Here is a 14,782-nt window from a genome sequence, read left to right as displayed (position 1 = left end):
GTCGTGTTCTATATTAAGCACATAAAAATTGATAGTAGTTGTTACCTATTTTTTGTAATGGTTAACTAAGGTCTAAGTTGAGTGAGAGTGAGGATTTTAAGCTATAATAAGAAGGAAGACGATAAAGGCGGTGTTCGGATGAGTGAATTAGTGGAGCGGTTTGAGCTGGCGTTTAATCAGATTCATCAGCTATTGAAGGAAATGAATCGTTATCCAAAGAACGATAATTTCGTGGAGCTGCTGCAGCGGTCGAAGGAGCGGAGTGTGATTAAGGAGCACTTCGATGCGCTGCGGCAGTATGCGAAGCTTCGCAATGCGATCGTGCATGAGCGCGTGCGGGACGGGTATTATATTGCGTCGCCGCACCTTGAGGTGGTGGAGGAGCTTGAGTATATTAAACAAACGCTTGATCAACCTCCAAAAGCCCTTGATATCGCGACGCGGCCGGTAATGTTCTTCTATGCGGACTCGGAGCTGCTTGAGGTGATGCAGGCGTTTCGGAATCACGGCGTGTCGCAGTTTCCGATTTATGCCGGGCCGGGGGGACGATTTCTCGGGCTCGTGACGGATGCGGCGGTTGTGCGCTGGATTAGCGGGCATGCGGAGAATGGCACGGTCGCTGTTGAGGGCGTGCGTGTCAGGGATGTGCTGGAGCATGAAGGCGGGCATAACGTCGAGTTTATCCCGGAGCGCGCGACGGTGTTTGACGTGGAGGATGTGTTTGAGGACAGTCATTTGGCTGGGCAGAAGCTGAAGGCCGTGATCGTGACGAAGGATGGCGAGTGGGACCGCTCGCCGCTTGGGATTGTGACGACGTGGGATTTAATTAAGGTCGATGCTGAGGAGCCTGAGGATGAGTGATCAGAAGCGTTCGGTGATGGACTTTTTTCGATATGTACGGGCCGGGCTGCCGGCAAAATGGCTGGTGGCTGCAGCACTCGTACTCAGTCTGCTGGAGACGGCGGCGAGCCTGATAGTTCCGCTGTTTGCGCGGGATTTAGTCGATCAACTGGCGGGCGGCGGATTGAGTGCGGGATTGATTACATTTCTTGTGGTCACATTTCTTGTCCAGACGGTTTCAGGCGGCTTTTCTTACTATATTCTCGCGTATATAGGCGAGCATATCGTGGCGCATATCCGCCGGGGGCTGTGGAATCATATTCTGCGCCTGCCTGTCGGCTATTTTGACGAGCATGAATCAGGCGAGACGATGAGCCGGATTACCCAGGATACGACGACCGTGAAGAACTTAATCTCGAACCACTTAGTGTCGTTTGTAACAGGTGTGATTACGATCATTGGGGCCGTCGTGATTCTGTTAACGATTGATTGGCGGATGACGGTGATTATGCTCCTGTCGGTTCCTGTCGCTTTGTTCGTTTTAATGCCCCTCGGGCGGATCATGTATCGGGTGTCGCGGCGGCTGCAGGATGAGATGGCGGATTTCAGTGCGAACCTCGGCCGGGTGCTCAGTGAAATCCGGCTCGTGAAGGCGTCGAATGCGGAGGCAGCGGAAAGTCGCAAGGGTGCGTACGGGATCGGACAACTGTTTACATATGGATTGAAGGAAGCGCGGATTCAGGCAATCATCTCCCCTTTTGTCACGATGATTATTATGGTCGTGCTTGTGGTGTTGATCGGCTACGGCGGCGTGCGCGTGGCGTCTGGTGCTTTGAGTGCGGGGTCGCTCGTGGCTGTGATCATTTATGTGTTTCAAATTATCGTGCCGTTCAGCCAGATGGCGACGTTCTTTACGGCGTTCCAGAAAGCGATGGGAGCAACGGAGCGGATTCAATTTTTGCATGAGATTGGTGTGGAAAAAGAAGCTGGCGGGCGGCGGTTTGAAGTCGATAAACTGTTGTTCCGCGATGTGTCGTTTGGCTATGCGGGGTCGGAGCGTGTAATTTTAAAAGGAGTCAGCTTTGCCGTCATGCCCGGGGAAACGGTTGCGCTCGTCGGTCCGAGCGGCGCGGGGAAAACGACGGTGTTTTCTTTGATTGAGAGGTTTTATGCGCCGTCAGACGGAGCGATAATGGTTGGTGATGTGCCGCTGGCTTCAATTGGATTAGAGGAATGGCGGCGGTCGATCGGCTACGTCTCGCAGGACAGCCCGGTCATGTCGGGAACGATCCGCGATAATGTGTGCTACGGGCTAAAGGATGAGGCATCTGACTTGCAGGTCGAAGCGGCACTGCAGCAGGCGAATGCGTTTGAGTTTGTGAGTGCGCTTGAGGACGGGTTGGATACGCGCGTCGGTGAGCGCGGCGTGAAGTTATCCGGCGGACAGCGGCAGCGGATTGCGATTGCCCGGGCGCTGCTTCGCGATCCTGTGGTGCTTTTGCTAGATGAGGCGACATCGAATTTGGATTCGGAGTCTGAGGCGGCTGTACAAGAAGCGCTGCGAACGCTGATGGAAGGCCGGACGACGCTGGTAATTGCGCACCGGCTGTCGACGGTGGTCGATGCCGATCAGCTGCTCATGCTTGAGGACGGGATGATAACCGGACGCGGGCGGCATGCGGAGTTGTATGAAGGGAATGGGCGGTATCGGGAGCTGGTGGATCAGCAGATGCTTTAGATTGGTGTCCTGTTGTTATATAGAATAAGGGTTTTAGGAAGCGACTCCTTTTTCGTGGGCGAATGGTGTGCCTCCTCAGGCTGAAGCCTTCCGGGGTCACACCTTATTCGTCTCTCCCACAGGAGTGTCGCCGTTTCCTAAAACCCTTTGCGATAATAGCAGCATGGCACTACCTAAAAATAGTACCTCTCTTCTCACGAGAAGATAAGAGAGGTCCTGCAAGTCACTGACCAAACAGGCTATCCGTCATGCTCCGCTTTAAAGAGGTAATTTTTTCTGTTCTCCATTCATTAGACTACCCTTCAACTAAGGATTGATAGATAAACTCATCATTACCTTTCTTAACCATAATGAATGCAGGAGCCTCCCCTTTTGAGTATTCGCTGTCATTGACTGAATAGATTTTCGTTCCTTCTGGAAGTTTTGACGCGTACAAGTTTCGATACCACCACGTGTTCGTCGTTTGTTTTTTCACTTCGCCAATTGCTTCGTTTTTGGAATACACATTGACTTTAATCCACTCTTCGTTAGAAACATTGGCATCAAATTGAAGAATATCAGCGTCAGGGTTATCTGTTAATATCTCTTTTGCTGTGGGGTTACCTGTACTTTCAGGTGATTGAAACATTATTAACAATAACACGATGACTAGTATGGCCAGGCTCACAAATAAGATCACTTTCTTCTTTATAGGAATCAGCCTCCGCTTTGGAAAGAAACATTATTCATCTTCTATACCCTTCAACTCAAAATAACAGATCAGGATGTGGTTGTTTCTTTTTTACCTGTACAAATATACTTGATCTCATTTGCTATTAATTAAATATCGAATTTCTTATGTAAGAAATACTGATTAAACCCTTTTCGATGATCCTTTATTTCCCCGAACACTTCATATCCATTGTTTTTATAGAATTGTGGAGCTTGAAAGCTGAACGTATCCAGGTAGATAAAGCGGCAGCCTTTATCTATTGCAAAGCTCTCCACTTTTTGTAAAAGTGTGCGGCCATACCCTTTACCTCGAACACTTTCATCTACCCACAGGAATTCAATATGCATATGATGCCAGAACATATTAGCCGTAATCCCTCCAATAATCTCTTCCAGGTCATTTCTGATGACAAAGCTGATATCCTCATTAGGAGTTTTAAGTTCATCGGGTAATTTTGTCATATTATGCTCTATTACTTTTTTCCTGATAAAATCACTATCGTCTTGCTTCCACTGTTGAACGATCTTCATATTTTCCATTCCCTTCCTATGATTGGAAGTGTATTATACCTAACTGACGGCACAAAGAAAAGTTGAAGGTTTCCAAAAAACCTTCAACAGCTATCACTTTATTGCCTCAATCTTTTCGAGCCGTACAAACGAGCTCTGAAAAGTCATTGATCACCTTTATTCCAGGGTCGTGTCTTATATCCTGTTTCATCTTATCAAAGCCGTGCTCATATTCCTCGTCATCAATCAGGGTAAGGACAGATATATCTCTGTTCGCCACATGATGTACATAGTCAGCAGCTTTTATATTCTCCATCTTATAGCTGCACTCTATCCGAACGTCAAACCCTCTGCTCGACAGCTCTCTAAATAGCATATCATGACTCCAGAACCTCTTATAATCCTCCATCAAGGCAGAAGGAAAGTAATGATAGACCCACCAATTCTTCATTCCATAGATATTGATATTACGTAGTTTAAAAACTCCGTCAGTCTTTAACACCCGGTGGATTTCATCGAGAGCTTTATCCTTTTCCACGAAGTGGTGAAAGGCATAATGATTCGTTATGTAATCAAAGGCCTCGTCTTCATAAGGCATGCTCTCTGCACGGCCATGCACAAATGTTACATTCTTAACCTTGTCTTTTGCTTTAGCAAGCATGCCCTGAGAAGCATCGAACCCATGCCAGTGAATGTTATATGCCTTGAAGGTTTCGGTTTGATGCTTGAGGTAAATCCCTGTACCGCACGCTAGATCTAGAATATTGTAAGTTGATCCAGGGGTATTATTTATAAGATTAATTAAGTCTGAATCAGTTTCGACTTCTTCAAATCGGAATGGATTCTTATCATATACATGAGCGACTTTCTCGTAATCTGTAATTTTCATAACAACCCTCTTTCTTAGATAATGAATCTTCCCTGTCCAGCGCGGTGACTAACGTCAGCTTTCAAGTAATTGGTTTAGATATACTCGAGACTAAGCCCTGCGTAGATTAAGATTGAAACTACTAAAAAGGCAGAGAAAAATAATACTTTCTGAAACCTGGTCCAGTTCTTCATCCAGCCCCACCGTTTTCGGTCTACATCCAGCCAGAAGAAATCGACGACTACTGCTGTAACAACAATTAATAAAGCTGCGAAGGTCCCCACCGACATCCCTCCATTTTGTTAGTTATTTAATTATACCAGCCATCATCCAAATAATACCAGTAACAGGTTTGCCTATGCCTTTTTTCAATTAAAAAATGTAAAATAAGTTTGACATAATAGCCTGAAAGAAATAAGATAAATATGTAAAAAACATTTTACTTTTGAGGTGAAGCGAATGGAATGGATCGTAATATCATTTTTAATCCTGAATGTTCTAATGGTTTTGGTTATTGGTAGCTTGCTGTATTCTTTATCTAAAAGAGGAGACGAACGAAGAAATTTTATTCAAATGAAAACGATGGCAGATACTTTCCTAATTACAGTTGGAATTTTGATTATAGATATCCTATTTACCGTCTATAATGTAACAATTAATGACGGCAGCATAACAAAAAACAGTCCGTTTATTCTTCTGTTTGTTATATCTGTAGTCTTTCTGATTAGTCTTCTACTTAATAAAAGAAAATATGGTGATTAAATTGAAAAACCAAATTCGTTATTTAAGAAAGAGCAAGAAACTTTCACAAAATGAAATTGCCAAATTATGTGGGGTATCAAGGCAGACCATAAACGCTATTGAAAACAATAAATATGACCCCTCCCTATCCTTAGCATTCGCTTTAGCAAGAAGCCTGAGTACCACTGTTGATAACCTGTTCAGTGACACCGCTGAATCGGATGATGAATAGGCGAGTCTTTCACGCCAGGTAGTTTACCTTTGGTTGGGCGGAAATCAGCTTAACATTCTAGGATATACTGCGTTTTGATTTCCTGGTTGGGACGTTGAGTAAATAAACAGCCAGGAATTTCAACTCTCATATGTACCATCAACAATCATTTATTTTTCCAGTTCAATATACTTTTTCAACAGCCTCCATCCACTTTCTTCATTTCTCCACACAAACATACACTGCGCAGTATACGGTTTTCCATCAAACATGTTTGTTTCTTTACCTAACACTAAACATTCTTCTCCAGCTTTTCTTCTGCTTATTGAAACAGGTTCGAATGATTTTCGAGCGTTATCCATTTGTTTTAATACTGTATCAAGATCATAATCATAATAGTACGGTCGTGGTCTATGATACCTGAATGAGCCCAGTATCCTACAAAGTCTCTGGACATATAGCCCCTAATGTCATCCCCATTTTTTTGTGGCAAGTCCTTTATTCCAAGTCTCAAAGTAATCTTCCATTACATCCTTAATAGGCTCCACTTGATCCCTCCCACTGAAAATTATCTAATATCCTATTTACCAATTATTTCAAAACATTTCATCTGAAGCAATTTCTTTTCTTCTCCAACTACACAAATTAATTTTAATACAAAAATTCCTAATGTAATGTTTACATTACATTTAATTTCCAATATAATGTAATTATGTAAGGTGCACATTACATTTTGAAAGGTAGTTTTTTAATGAAACAAGGAGTGAAAAATGCAGTCAAGGAGTTTCGCAAGGACAAGAATTTAACTCAGGGACAGCTGGCTGAAGAAATTGCTGTAACGAGGCAAACGATTATAGCTATTGAGAAGCAGAGGTATGAACCTGCAATAGGAACTGCTCTTAAACTGTCAGTTGTTCTTGAGTGTCCAATAGAGAAATTATTTTGGATCGAAGAAAGGAAGAAGAAGGATGAACACGACCTATAGAACTAATTTTTTATTAAAAATGTTAATCCCGATCATTTTGTTTGTAAGCTATTTTTTCATTTCCCATTCCACAACTACATTAGTCGCAGCTATTCTTGCAACGTTACTCGTCATATCTTCAGGAATAGAAATACATAAGAATAACAAGTGGAACAAAACAAATTTAAAGCATGACCAGCGCACCAGGGCTAACGCACACTTTGCTGGATATATCACGTATTGGCTGATGCTGATCACCCTATTTGCAGGGGCCATTCTCCTTATGAACACTGATTTACCTCTCACCTTTCCGAAGTTAATTGGCTACACCATTCTAGGCAGCTTTGCTGTCAGGTGGCTGATTCGAGACTATTTAAATAACCGTGAAAAGTTCGAGTAGACAGCTGAATGAGCTATGAGGGCTTCCATTTAGGAAGCTCTTTCTCTTCCGATTATTTAAGCAAAAACCACCACCTTTTAATTTATTTAAAATAATGTTTAACATTATTCAAATTTATGTTAATATAAATTTGAATTAAAGAAATGTGAAGGAGGGTATGGCTTGAATAATAATGTTCCGAACTGGATTTTGTCTTTGGAGGATGAAGATTTAGAATTCATCAAGAAATTCGTCCTGAATTCAGGTTCTTTAAAAGAAATATCCAAGGTTTATGAAGTTTCTTATCCAACCGTCAGGATCAGGTTGGATCGATTAATCGAAAAAATAAAAATCAATGACGCGATAGAAAACCAGGAGTTTGTAAAATTCATTAAAAACTTATCCATTGATGACCGCATAAGCTTGGAAGATGCAAAACTAATCATAGAAAAATATAAAGAAGAAAGGAATGATAGTTGATGAGTGATTTTTACATGGTATTTATAATTGCGGGCTCCCTTGGTCTACAATATTTTTTATCGACCAGGGAAAATGTGTATTGGGGCGTGGTTATACCAGTAGTATATACGGGGGCTTTTATATGGATGTACATAGCAGGCGTCATAGAAAGTTTAATTGCTGTGATTCTGTACGTGTTATTAGGGCTGTTTTTCCTCGTTTTAGAATGGAAGAGAGGGAGAAAATCCCTCATTAATAGAAGAAACAAAGAACTGGAAAAAATGAAAACCTATGATATGAACTAACATATAAACTTTATAAAGGAGCAAAGCCACTATGATAACGATCAGCTTGAAGGAATTTACTAGCTTGTTTAAGAGCATTCGTTCGATAATTATAATCAGTATTATTTTTGGAGTTACATTGGGTTCAGCCAAATTGATCAATACGTTTCAGGCAGAACTTGCCCAATTCGATTTAGGGAGCAGCGCTTATGCAGCCGGTTTAATGCTCATTATTATAATAGCGAGTCCCTTATTTGTTTCGAGCTTATCTCATAATGTAATAAATGAGGAGCTGAAATCGAGAACGATTCGTTTTATCGCTACGAAAATTTCTCGTAACCGCATAATAGCCGGTAAATTTCTGGGGATTTTATTATTCTGGAGTTTATGCTTATTCGTTGCCTTACTTTTGACGATCCCGTTCTCTAAGACCTTTCCTATTTCAGAATTCTTTCAATCTATCGTGTTTATTTCTTACTTTGTCGGCTTAACGATCTTACTCTCAACGCTTATACATAAACCTTCGCTGTCGATACTTACAGGAATTGCATTAGCGCTGGTATTTCCTATATTAGGTTTGTGGAGCGTGTTTTCCGATAACTTTTTTCTAAAGGTTTTCAGTTATCTTACTCCATACTTATACTTTAGCAAGGAACAGGAACTCTATAGCTTTTTCGTGTTGATCTTCCCTGTGATTTTTCTAGTAATAAGCTTAATGATCATGAGAAAGAGGGATTTATAAATGTATGCTTTAGAAACAAATAACTTAACCAAAAAATATGGCAATAATACTGTGGTGGATCATGTAAGTCTAAAGGTTGAAAAAGGAACGATTTTCGGTTTTCTAGGTAAAAACGGGGCCGGGAAATCAACATTTATAAACATGGTTACAGGGTTAACCATTCCAACAGAAGGATCTTTTACATTATCTCCTGCAGAGAAGGTTAATATAGGAGTGCTTCCAGACTACTCTACTTTCTATGATGATATGACGGTGCTCGGCCATTTGAAATTTTTCAGTAGAATTATGGGGTTGAAATTGCCCAAAGAGGAAATGATTCAAATTCTGAAACGTGTGGAGCTGGAGGATGCCATCAATGTAAAAGCGAAGAAACTATCTTTTGGGATGAAGAAGAAGCTTGGCATCGCCCAGGCCTTGTTAAACAATCCGGAAATCCTTTTCCTGGATGAACCTACTTCCGGTGTGGATGCCAATTCGGTTTTAAATATACATAGTTTAATCAAGAATATAGCGAGCCAGGGAACGACCATATTTCTCACCTCACACAACTTAGATGAAGTGGAGAAGCTGTGTGATGAGATTTCCATAATGGATAAAGGCTGCATTAAAAAACAAGGAACCATTACCCAATTAAGAAACGAATTTCAAAATAACCTCACTGTCCGTTTTAAACACGGGGAGATTCCAGATGAAAAGTTTCCTACATTAGAAAAAGAATTAAGTGCTTATGAGACCGAGATCGAATGGGGGAGAAATTATGTAAAACTAGTCGTTCCTGATGAAGAAACGATTTCTGTTATCAATAAGCATTTTATAGACACGGGCATTGACGTATTTAGAATCGAAGTAGATGAGCCCTCCCTGGAAGAAATTTTCCTAAGTACGGGGGCATAAAAAATACAACAGCTGTTTTCAATTCAGCTGTTGCTTTTATTCATTCATACATTCAACTGCCCTTCCACACACGTTACGGCATGTCCTCCAAGCAGGATGCTTCCATCATCGTCAAACCGTACTTCCACACGGCCGTTTCGTCCGATACAGGATCCCTGACTCGCCACGTAGTCCGTTCCCTCTGTAAGCTGTAACTGTTTGACCATTGTCGCAACGCAGCCATTTCCGCTTCCGCATACCGGATCTTCTGGTACTCCTTCATTCGGGGCAAATGAGCGGACTTCAAACGCTGCCTCTGAACCCTCCGTTGTGCTTCCAAACACGGTCACTCCTGTTACTCCTTCAGGGGTTAAAGCCGTGATCTTCTCCATGTCTGGACGCAGACTCAGCACCACTTCAGCATCAGTAAGCTGCAGCGTCATCCAGACGGCTCCGAGATCGATCGTGAGACCGGCTTTTATGTTGCTCGGCTCTACCCCCAGGGCAGCTGCAAGTTCATTTAATTTCTGTGAGTCTATGGGTGTTTGTTTTGATTCAGGCAGGGTAATAAACATTTGATCGCCATCTGGAACAATGGTGACCAGTCCAATGCCGCTTTCCTGCACGAAACGTCCCTTTGTCTTTGGGCTCAGTCCGTGTTTTTGCACAGCGTAAGCGGACCCTAACGTCGGGTGACCCGCAAACGGCAGTTCGTTGTTTGGGGTGAAAATGCGCAGCTTATAATCGGCTTTAGGATCAGTTGGTTCACACACAAAGGTCGTTTCTGATAAATTCGTCCAATTGGCGATGTTCTGCATTTTTTCTGATGATAGATTATTTCCATCGAGGACAACCGCTACAGGGTTCCCCTGGAATGGTACTGCTGTAAATACGTCTACTTGTTGAAATGGTACTGATAAGTTCATTATGTATTCCCTCCTGTATGAAGTTACTTCTCTTTGCTAAAACAGATTAGAAAAGCTGGTCCAGAATTTTGACGATATTACCGTTCCGAATTATGGCCGGAATGTGAAGCGAAAATAGTCACCTTACAAAGGATCGTGTCGCTAGTTAAAACGGGACGTAGAAACTCAAAGTTCATCGTACGTGCGAGTACATTATGATCGCCGCCTACCTTAGTCGGCAGGGTCGCCGTTAACAGTCCCTGGACGACGAGCCTCCCCTGCTCATCCGGGGTCATATGGTGCGTGCCTGCGTCGCCAGAAACTTTAGTAAACAGTTCTACATCTTCTTCCGTAAACGTTCGTTCAAATGTGATCGTATCCCCTTTTTCTAATGCCATCCTCCGTTCTCCTCTCTAAACAAGTTCAATGTGTCCACCATGGACATACGATTTATATTCAAAAGCTGTGGTCCCGTACACGCTTTTAAAGTGCTTATTTAAATGAGTTAAATCGACAAAACCACACTCAGCTACGGCTGAATAGATATCCCCGCTTTTCTCAATCATCTGCTTGGCCCGTTCAATTTTCCCATTAAGATAGTACTGGTAGGGAGAAATTCCTGTGTGAGTCTTGAACAATCTAATGAACTGGTATTTGGACAAGCCGAGCTCTTGAGAGATTTTCTCAAGCTTCAGCCCTGTTTCCAGGCTGGCATGAATAATCTCTTTGGATTTACTTATTCTTGAGCTTTCATTCGCATAGTCTGTCGTGAAATTTGTTTGCGTAAGACCGTCTGTGAGAGATAAAAATAATTCACTGCACAAAGCTTCATCCTTTTCCCCTAATATCGCATGTGCCAGGTTTACAATCCTCTGCTCCAGCCGATGATCATACACAATCGGCGCTGGAAAACGCACCATGTCCTTCGTCTCAAGAGCTTCCAACAGCATCTCCGGCTTAATATATAACATTACATAATCCAGTCCGGTCTCATCATGGGCCATTCCGTCATGGGCCTGTTCCGGATTAAAAAGCATCACGCCCTGCGGGTAGGACAATTGCAGACTTCCGTCGAGATGGTAATGCTGGATACCGCGGAGAGTGACGCCGATGGCATACTCTTCATGCGCGTGCTTCTTATAAGTGAACTCATGAATACTCGCGGATAACGCGGTAATATCTGCTGATTTCTTATATATGAAATTCTCCAATTCACTCACCTCTCTCCCCTAAATCCACAGCATGACGGCTGAATAAGCTAGAAACAGCGCCATAAGTACATTCACAGCTTTGTTGTATTTGCTTAACATTCTTTTGAAAATCGTACCAAACAGGACCCACGTCGTAAACGCCATGAAACCAATGATTGTAATAACTATAACACTTACTGTCACAGCAGGTGTTGAAATATAGTGCGGCAAAATAAAGCTGGGAAGCACCGTCATTGTAAAAAGAATCACCTTAGGATTGAGGAACTGCATCAGGAATCCCGACATAAAGGTACCCGTCTGCTGGACTGACGGCTTCGAGGCATCCATCCTGTAGATTTGATAAGCTAAATAAAGCATATAGACGCTTCCAAGGATCTGCATAACAATTAGAATTTTAGGTATGATCGTCATGAGGACCGCATTCAGCATCGCTGATATCGCAAGCAGCAGCCCAAACGCCATCGTTGCACCATACGTATAGTTCATTGCTTTTTTCGTCCCTAAATTGTGAGTGGTGGACAAGATGACAATGTTGGTAGGGCCTGGGGTAAACGTGATTACAAAACAGTACAATAAGAAAGATGTAAAATTCATGAAGAAACTCCTTTCACAGTGTTCTTCAGTCATCTTACATCTGACTTCATTTTCTATATAGTATATTATTGCAGCCTCTGATCAAAGTGCACACAGCAGTTGGCATCAGCTGCAAAATTTTTAATGAAGTAGACTTGAAGCTGCCGTCTGTAGGAATTATAAAGGTTATCTAAAGCCCAAATCCAAATGGACATAATGGATTAAAGAACATCCATACCTATATTAATTATGCTAGTTTTACACCTACGAGTGTTCGATTATAATTAAGATTGAAATGATTATATCTACTGTGAGGATGAAGTAAGATGAATGAATCGATCAACATTTTAGTAGTAGAAGACGATAACGATATTAATCGATTACTGTGTAATATTATTTTAAAAAATGGCTATACCCCAAAGCCGGCCTATTCAGGTACGGAGGCCGTCCTGTATTTAGAAAGACAGAACTGGGACATGGTTCTGCTTGATCTCATGCTTCCCGGCCTGACTGGTGAAGAAATCCTTACGAAACTAAACAACGTTCCCGTTATTATCATTTCTGCCAAACAGGAAACACAAACAAAAGTTGACACTTTAAGGGCGGGAGCAGATGACTATATAACCAAACCCTTCGATGTAGATGAGGTTTCTGCCCGGATTGATTCTTGCTTAAGAAGATATCAACAAATGGACGTACAAGCCTCCCAGCAATTGGTTCACAAAAACCTTGTAGTTGATGTGGATCTTAAGACCGCTGCAGTGAATGGGAAGACACTGAAGTTAACCATGCGGGAATATGACATTCTCTTACTCCTGATTTCCTCGCCGCGAAAGGTGTTTACTAAAGCCAATCTATTCGAAAGCGTATGGAATGAGAAATTCTACGGGGATGATAATACAATTAATGTTCATATGAGTAATCTAAGAAGTAAGCTCTTAAAGGCCGCTCCCGAAGAAGAGTATATCGAAACGGTTTGGGGGATGGGCTACAAGCTTAAATCTTAAGGTTTTCTTAAGAATTATCTTAAGCTTTTCTTATGTTTTCCTCCGTATAGTAAATGTTGTACACGTAGAAAAAGAACAGGAGGGAAAAGCTCGATGAATGAATATGTACTTAAGACCAACGATTTGTCAAAGAAATACAAGGATAATCTGGCAGTGAGTAAAGTGAACCTTTCGATTAAGCAAGGAGACATTTATGGCTTTATCGGACAAAATGGAGCTGGGAAATCGACCTTGATCCGGCTCATATGCGGGCTGGCCAAACCGACCAATGGCAGCGTGGAGTTATTTGGGCAGAGCAGTGAGAGCGATTTGATCCAAGCGAGAAAGCGAATCGGTACAATCATTGAGGGACCAGCTTTATATCCCAATATGACGGCAGCTGAAAACTTAGAAGCCCATCGTTTGTTAAAAGGCATCCCAGGGAAAGATTGTGTAGAAAAAACACTTACTCTCGTAGGTTTACAGGAGACAAGGAAGAAGAAAGCTAAAAACTTCTCATTAGGGATGAAGCAGCGATTAGGAATAGCCATTGCTTTACTGGGAGATCCAGAATTCCTCATTCTTGATGAACCTATTAATGGACTAGATCCAATGGGCGTCGTTGAAATACGAGGCTTACTGAAGAAACTTAACCAGGAACACGGTATCACGATCTTAATTTCCAGCCACATATTGAGTGAGCTGCATTTACTAGCCACTCATTACGGAATTATTCATAACGGAAAATTGATCGAACAGTTGTCCCTTAAAGAGTTGAATAAAAAATGCCAGCAATACCTTCATATTAAGGTAAATGCTCCAAACAAAGCAGCAGCTGTAATCGAAAGCCACCTTAAAACAAAGAACTTTGAAGTGATGCCGGATGGGGCCATTAAATTGTTTGACTTCCTCGATGCTCCAGGTGAAATTTCTCAGACGCTGACCAGCCAAAATCTGATTATCGAAGAATTCATGCCGATGGGAGAAGATCTTGAGTCTTATTTCTCCACCCGGGTTAAGGGTGTGCCCCATGAGTAATTTAATCAAATCTGAATGGTTTAAATTAACGAAAGATCAGTCGTTTCGGGTACTAACACTGCTGTTAATCAGTGTTGCGGTCCTATTTCCTCTTCTGGAGTTTGACAATACAGATACTGGCCTTCCTACCGTCAGCGAGTACCACCTCAATAATGTGCTTGGAATTCATACGGACATCATAAAACTGATCCCAAGCATTCTTGCAGGATTTTTTATCACAAGTGAGTACTCGATGGGTACGATGAAAAGCATTGTCTCTTCAGGTAACAGCAGGGGGCGGATTTACTTCGCTAAGCTGTCTATGTTTTCCGTGGGTGCCGTCATCCTATCATTACTATTACCTTTATTCATGACAGGAGCCAGCACGGTTTATTTTGGGTTTGCCGGTATGCCTGATTTGGCTTTCTATTTACAAACAAGCGGCCTGATTGCACTCTACGGAGCAGCCTTTGCTTCCATCATGGCTATTTTTGCTACGATTTTTTCTGATAGTGGAAAAACGATTGGATTCTTACTGTTTATGTTCTTATTGGTGGATTGGCCCCTGCAGGTATTAGCTGCTAAAGTCTCTTTCTTAGAACCTATCATTAATCATTCAGTATTCAGACTGATCTATGATATTGTTAACATCAGTCAGCTGGACGGCAAGGAAGTATTTATAATGGTACTCATTCCAGTCATAACGTTTATTACGTCCGGCATTATAGGAAGCTACATTTTTCATAAGAAAGAAATCAAATAAGAAAGGC

19 protein-coding genes and 1 pseudogene are annotated in these 14,782 nt (G+C 42.1%); 12 read left to right on the top strand and 8 right to left on the bottom strand.

The annotated features are described in order from the left end of the window. Positions 1 to 138 precede the first annotated feature (138 nt). Both LF822_RS21575 and LF822_RS21570 read left to right on the top strand, forming a co-directional pair. On the top strand, positions 139 to 861 hold the full coding sequence (locus LF822_RS21575; RefSeq protein ID WP_253926161.1) for a CBS domain-containing protein: 723 nt from the start codon (positions 139 to 141) through the stop codon (positions 859 to 861). Then, positions 854 to 2,578: an ABC transporter ATP-binding protein gene (locus LF822_RS21570; protein WP_253926160.1), complete on the top strand. Its 1,725-nt coding sequence runs from the start codon at positions 854 to 856 to the stop codon at positions 2,576 to 2,578. Before LF822_RS21575 ends, LF822_RS21570 begins: the two co-directional genes overlap by 8 nt. Before the next feature lie 295 nt (positions 2,579 to 2,873). Here LF822_RS21570 and LF822_RS21565 read toward each other — a convergent pair whose 3' ends face one another. The 4 genes from LF822_RS21565 to LF822_RS21550 form a co-directional block, all read right to left on the bottom strand. Then, positions 2,874 to 3,245 carry a hypothetical protein gene (locus tag LF822_RS21565; RefSeq protein WP_253926159.1) on the bottom strand — a complete coding sequence of 124 codons (372 nt, stop codon included), beginning with the start codon at positions 3,243 to 3,245 and terminating at the stop codon, positions 2,874 to 2,876. A 152-nt stretch (positions 3,246 to 3,397) separates the two neighbouring features. Continuing rightward, complete coding sequence (locus LF822_RS21560; protein ID WP_253926158.1) at positions 3,398 to 3,820, bottom strand: GNAT family N-acetyltransferase; 423 nt, start codon at positions 3,818 to 3,820, stop codon at positions 3,398 to 3,400. A 106-nt stretch (positions 3,821 to 3,926) separates the two neighbouring features. After that, positions 3,927 to 4,688 (bottom strand): class I SAM-dependent methyltransferase, encoded by a 762-nt coding sequence (locus LF822_RS21555; protein ID WP_253926157.1) that lies wholly within the window; start codon positions 4,686 to 4,688, stop codon positions 3,927 to 3,929. A gap of 74 nt (positions 4,689 to 4,762) precedes the next feature. After that, the gene (locus LF822_RS21550; protein ID WP_253926156.1) at positions 4,763 to 4,957 is read right to left on the bottom strand and encodes a hypothetical protein; all 195 of its coding nucleotides are present in this window, start codon (positions 4,955 to 4,957) and stop codon (positions 4,763 to 4,765) included. A gap of 461 nt (positions 4,958 to 5,418) precedes the next feature. On the opposite strand from LF822_RS21550, the gene LF822_RS21545 reads away from it, so the two are divergent. The 7 genes from LF822_RS21545 to LF822_RS21515 all read left to right on the top strand — a co-directional run bounded on the left by LF822_RS21545 (position 5,419) and on the right by LF822_RS21515 (position 9,341). Continuing rightward, a complete protein-coding gene (locus tag LF822_RS21545; protein WP_253926155.1) occupies positions 5,419 to 5,640 on the top strand; it encodes a helix-turn-helix transcriptional regulator in 222 nt (73 codons plus the stop codon). Positions 5,641 to 6,370: 730 nt separating this feature from the next. After that, a complete protein-coding gene (locus LF822_RS21540) occupies positions 6,371 to 6,604 on the top strand; it encodes a helix-turn-helix transcriptional regulator (protein WP_253926154.1) in 234 nt (77 codons plus the stop codon). Beyond that, positions 6,588 to 6,983 carry a hypothetical protein gene (locus tag LF822_RS21535; RefSeq protein ID WP_253926153.1) on the top strand — a complete coding sequence of 132 codons (396 nt, stop codon included), beginning with the start codon at positions 6,588 to 6,590 and terminating at the stop codon, positions 6,981 to 6,983. Before LF822_RS21540 ends, LF822_RS21535 begins: the two co-directional genes overlap by 17 nt. 162 nt (positions 6,984 to 7,145) lie before the next feature. Then, on the top strand, positions 7,146 to 7,442 hold the full coding sequence (locus LF822_RS21530) for a DUF2089 family protein (protein WP_253926152.1): 297 nt from the start codon (positions 7,146 to 7,148) through the stop codon (positions 7,440 to 7,442). Next, the gene (locus LF822_RS21525) at positions 7,442 to 7,726 is read left to right on the top strand and encodes a hypothetical protein (RefSeq protein ID WP_253926151.1); all 285 of its coding nucleotides are present in this window, start codon (positions 7,442 to 7,444) and stop codon (positions 7,724 to 7,726) included. The genes LF822_RS21530 and LF822_RS21525 overlap by 1 nt, the downstream gene beginning before the upstream one ends. A gap of 31 nt (positions 7,727 to 7,757) precedes the next feature. Further along, entirely contained in the window at positions 7,758 to 8,447 is a 690-nt protein-coding gene (locus LF822_RS21520) for an ABC transporter permease (RefSeq protein WP_253926150.1), read from the top strand. Further along, the gene (locus LF822_RS21515; protein WP_253926149.1) at positions 8,448 to 9,341 is read left to right on the top strand and encodes an ABC transporter ATP-binding protein; all 894 of its coding nucleotides are present in this window, start codon (positions 8,448 to 8,450) and stop codon (positions 9,339 to 9,341) included. A gap of 44 nt (positions 9,342 to 9,385) precedes the next feature. Here the strand turns inward: LF822_RS21515 and LF822_RS21510 are convergent, their stop codons facing one another. The 4 genes and pseudogenes from LF822_RS21510 to LF822_RS21495 form a co-directional block, all read right to left on the bottom strand. Continuing rightward, positions 9,386 to 10,246, bottom strand: coding sequence for a PhzF family phenazine biosynthesis protein (locus LF822_RS21510; RefSeq protein ID WP_253926148.1), 861 nt, complete (start codon positions 10,244 to 10,246; stop codon positions 9,386 to 9,388). 113 nt (positions 10,247 to 10,359) lie between these two features. After that, positions 10,360 to 10,623 (bottom strand): annotated as a pseudogene (locus LF822_RS21505) (hotdog family protein); the annotation flags it as partial. 15 nt (positions 10,624 to 10,638) lie between these two features. Continuing rightward, the gene (locus LF822_RS21500; RefSeq protein ID WP_253926147.1) at positions 10,639 to 11,436 is read right to left on the bottom strand and encodes an AraC family transcriptional regulator; all 798 of its coding nucleotides are present in this window, start codon (positions 11,434 to 11,436) and stop codon (positions 10,639 to 10,641) included. 18 nt (positions 11,437 to 11,454) lie between these two features. Beyond that, positions 11,455 to 12,030 carry a LysE family translocator gene (locus LF822_RS21495; RefSeq protein WP_253926146.1) on the bottom strand — a complete coding sequence of 192 codons (576 nt, stop codon included), beginning with the start codon at positions 12,028 to 12,030 and terminating at the stop codon, positions 11,455 to 11,457. A 305-nt stretch (positions 12,031 to 12,335) separates the two neighbouring features. On the opposite strand from LF822_RS21495, the gene LF822_RS21490 reads away from it, so the two are divergent. The 3 genes from LF822_RS21490 (at position 12,336) to LF822_RS21480 (ending at position 14,775) form a co-directional block, all read left to right on the top strand. After that, a complete protein-coding gene (locus LF822_RS21490) occupies positions 12,336 to 13,016 on the top strand; it encodes a response regulator transcription factor (protein WP_253926145.1) in 681 nt (226 codons plus the stop codon). Positions 13,017 to 13,109: 93 nt separating this feature from the next. Further along, positions 13,110 to 14,033, top strand: a complete 924-nt coding sequence (locus tag LF822_RS21485; protein ID WP_253926144.1) for an ABC transporter ATP-binding protein — start codon at positions 13,110 to 13,112, stop codon at positions 14,031 to 14,033. After that, positions 14,026 to 14,775 carry an ABC transporter permease gene (locus LF822_RS21480; protein ID WP_253926143.1) on the top strand — a complete coding sequence of 250 codons (750 nt, stop codon included), beginning with the start codon at positions 14,026 to 14,028 and terminating at the stop codon, positions 14,773 to 14,775. The genes LF822_RS21485 and LF822_RS21480 overlap by 8 nt, the downstream gene beginning before the upstream one ends. The last annotated feature ends 7 nt before the right edge of the window (positions 14,776 to 14,782 follow it).

Origin of the sequence: Halobacillus sp. A5 (assembly GCF_024189315.1) — a bacterium.
GTDB lineage: Bacteria > Bacillota > Bacilli > Bacillales > Halobacillaceae > Halobacillus_A.
This window is presented reverse-complemented; position numbering and strand designations above follow the sequence as displayed.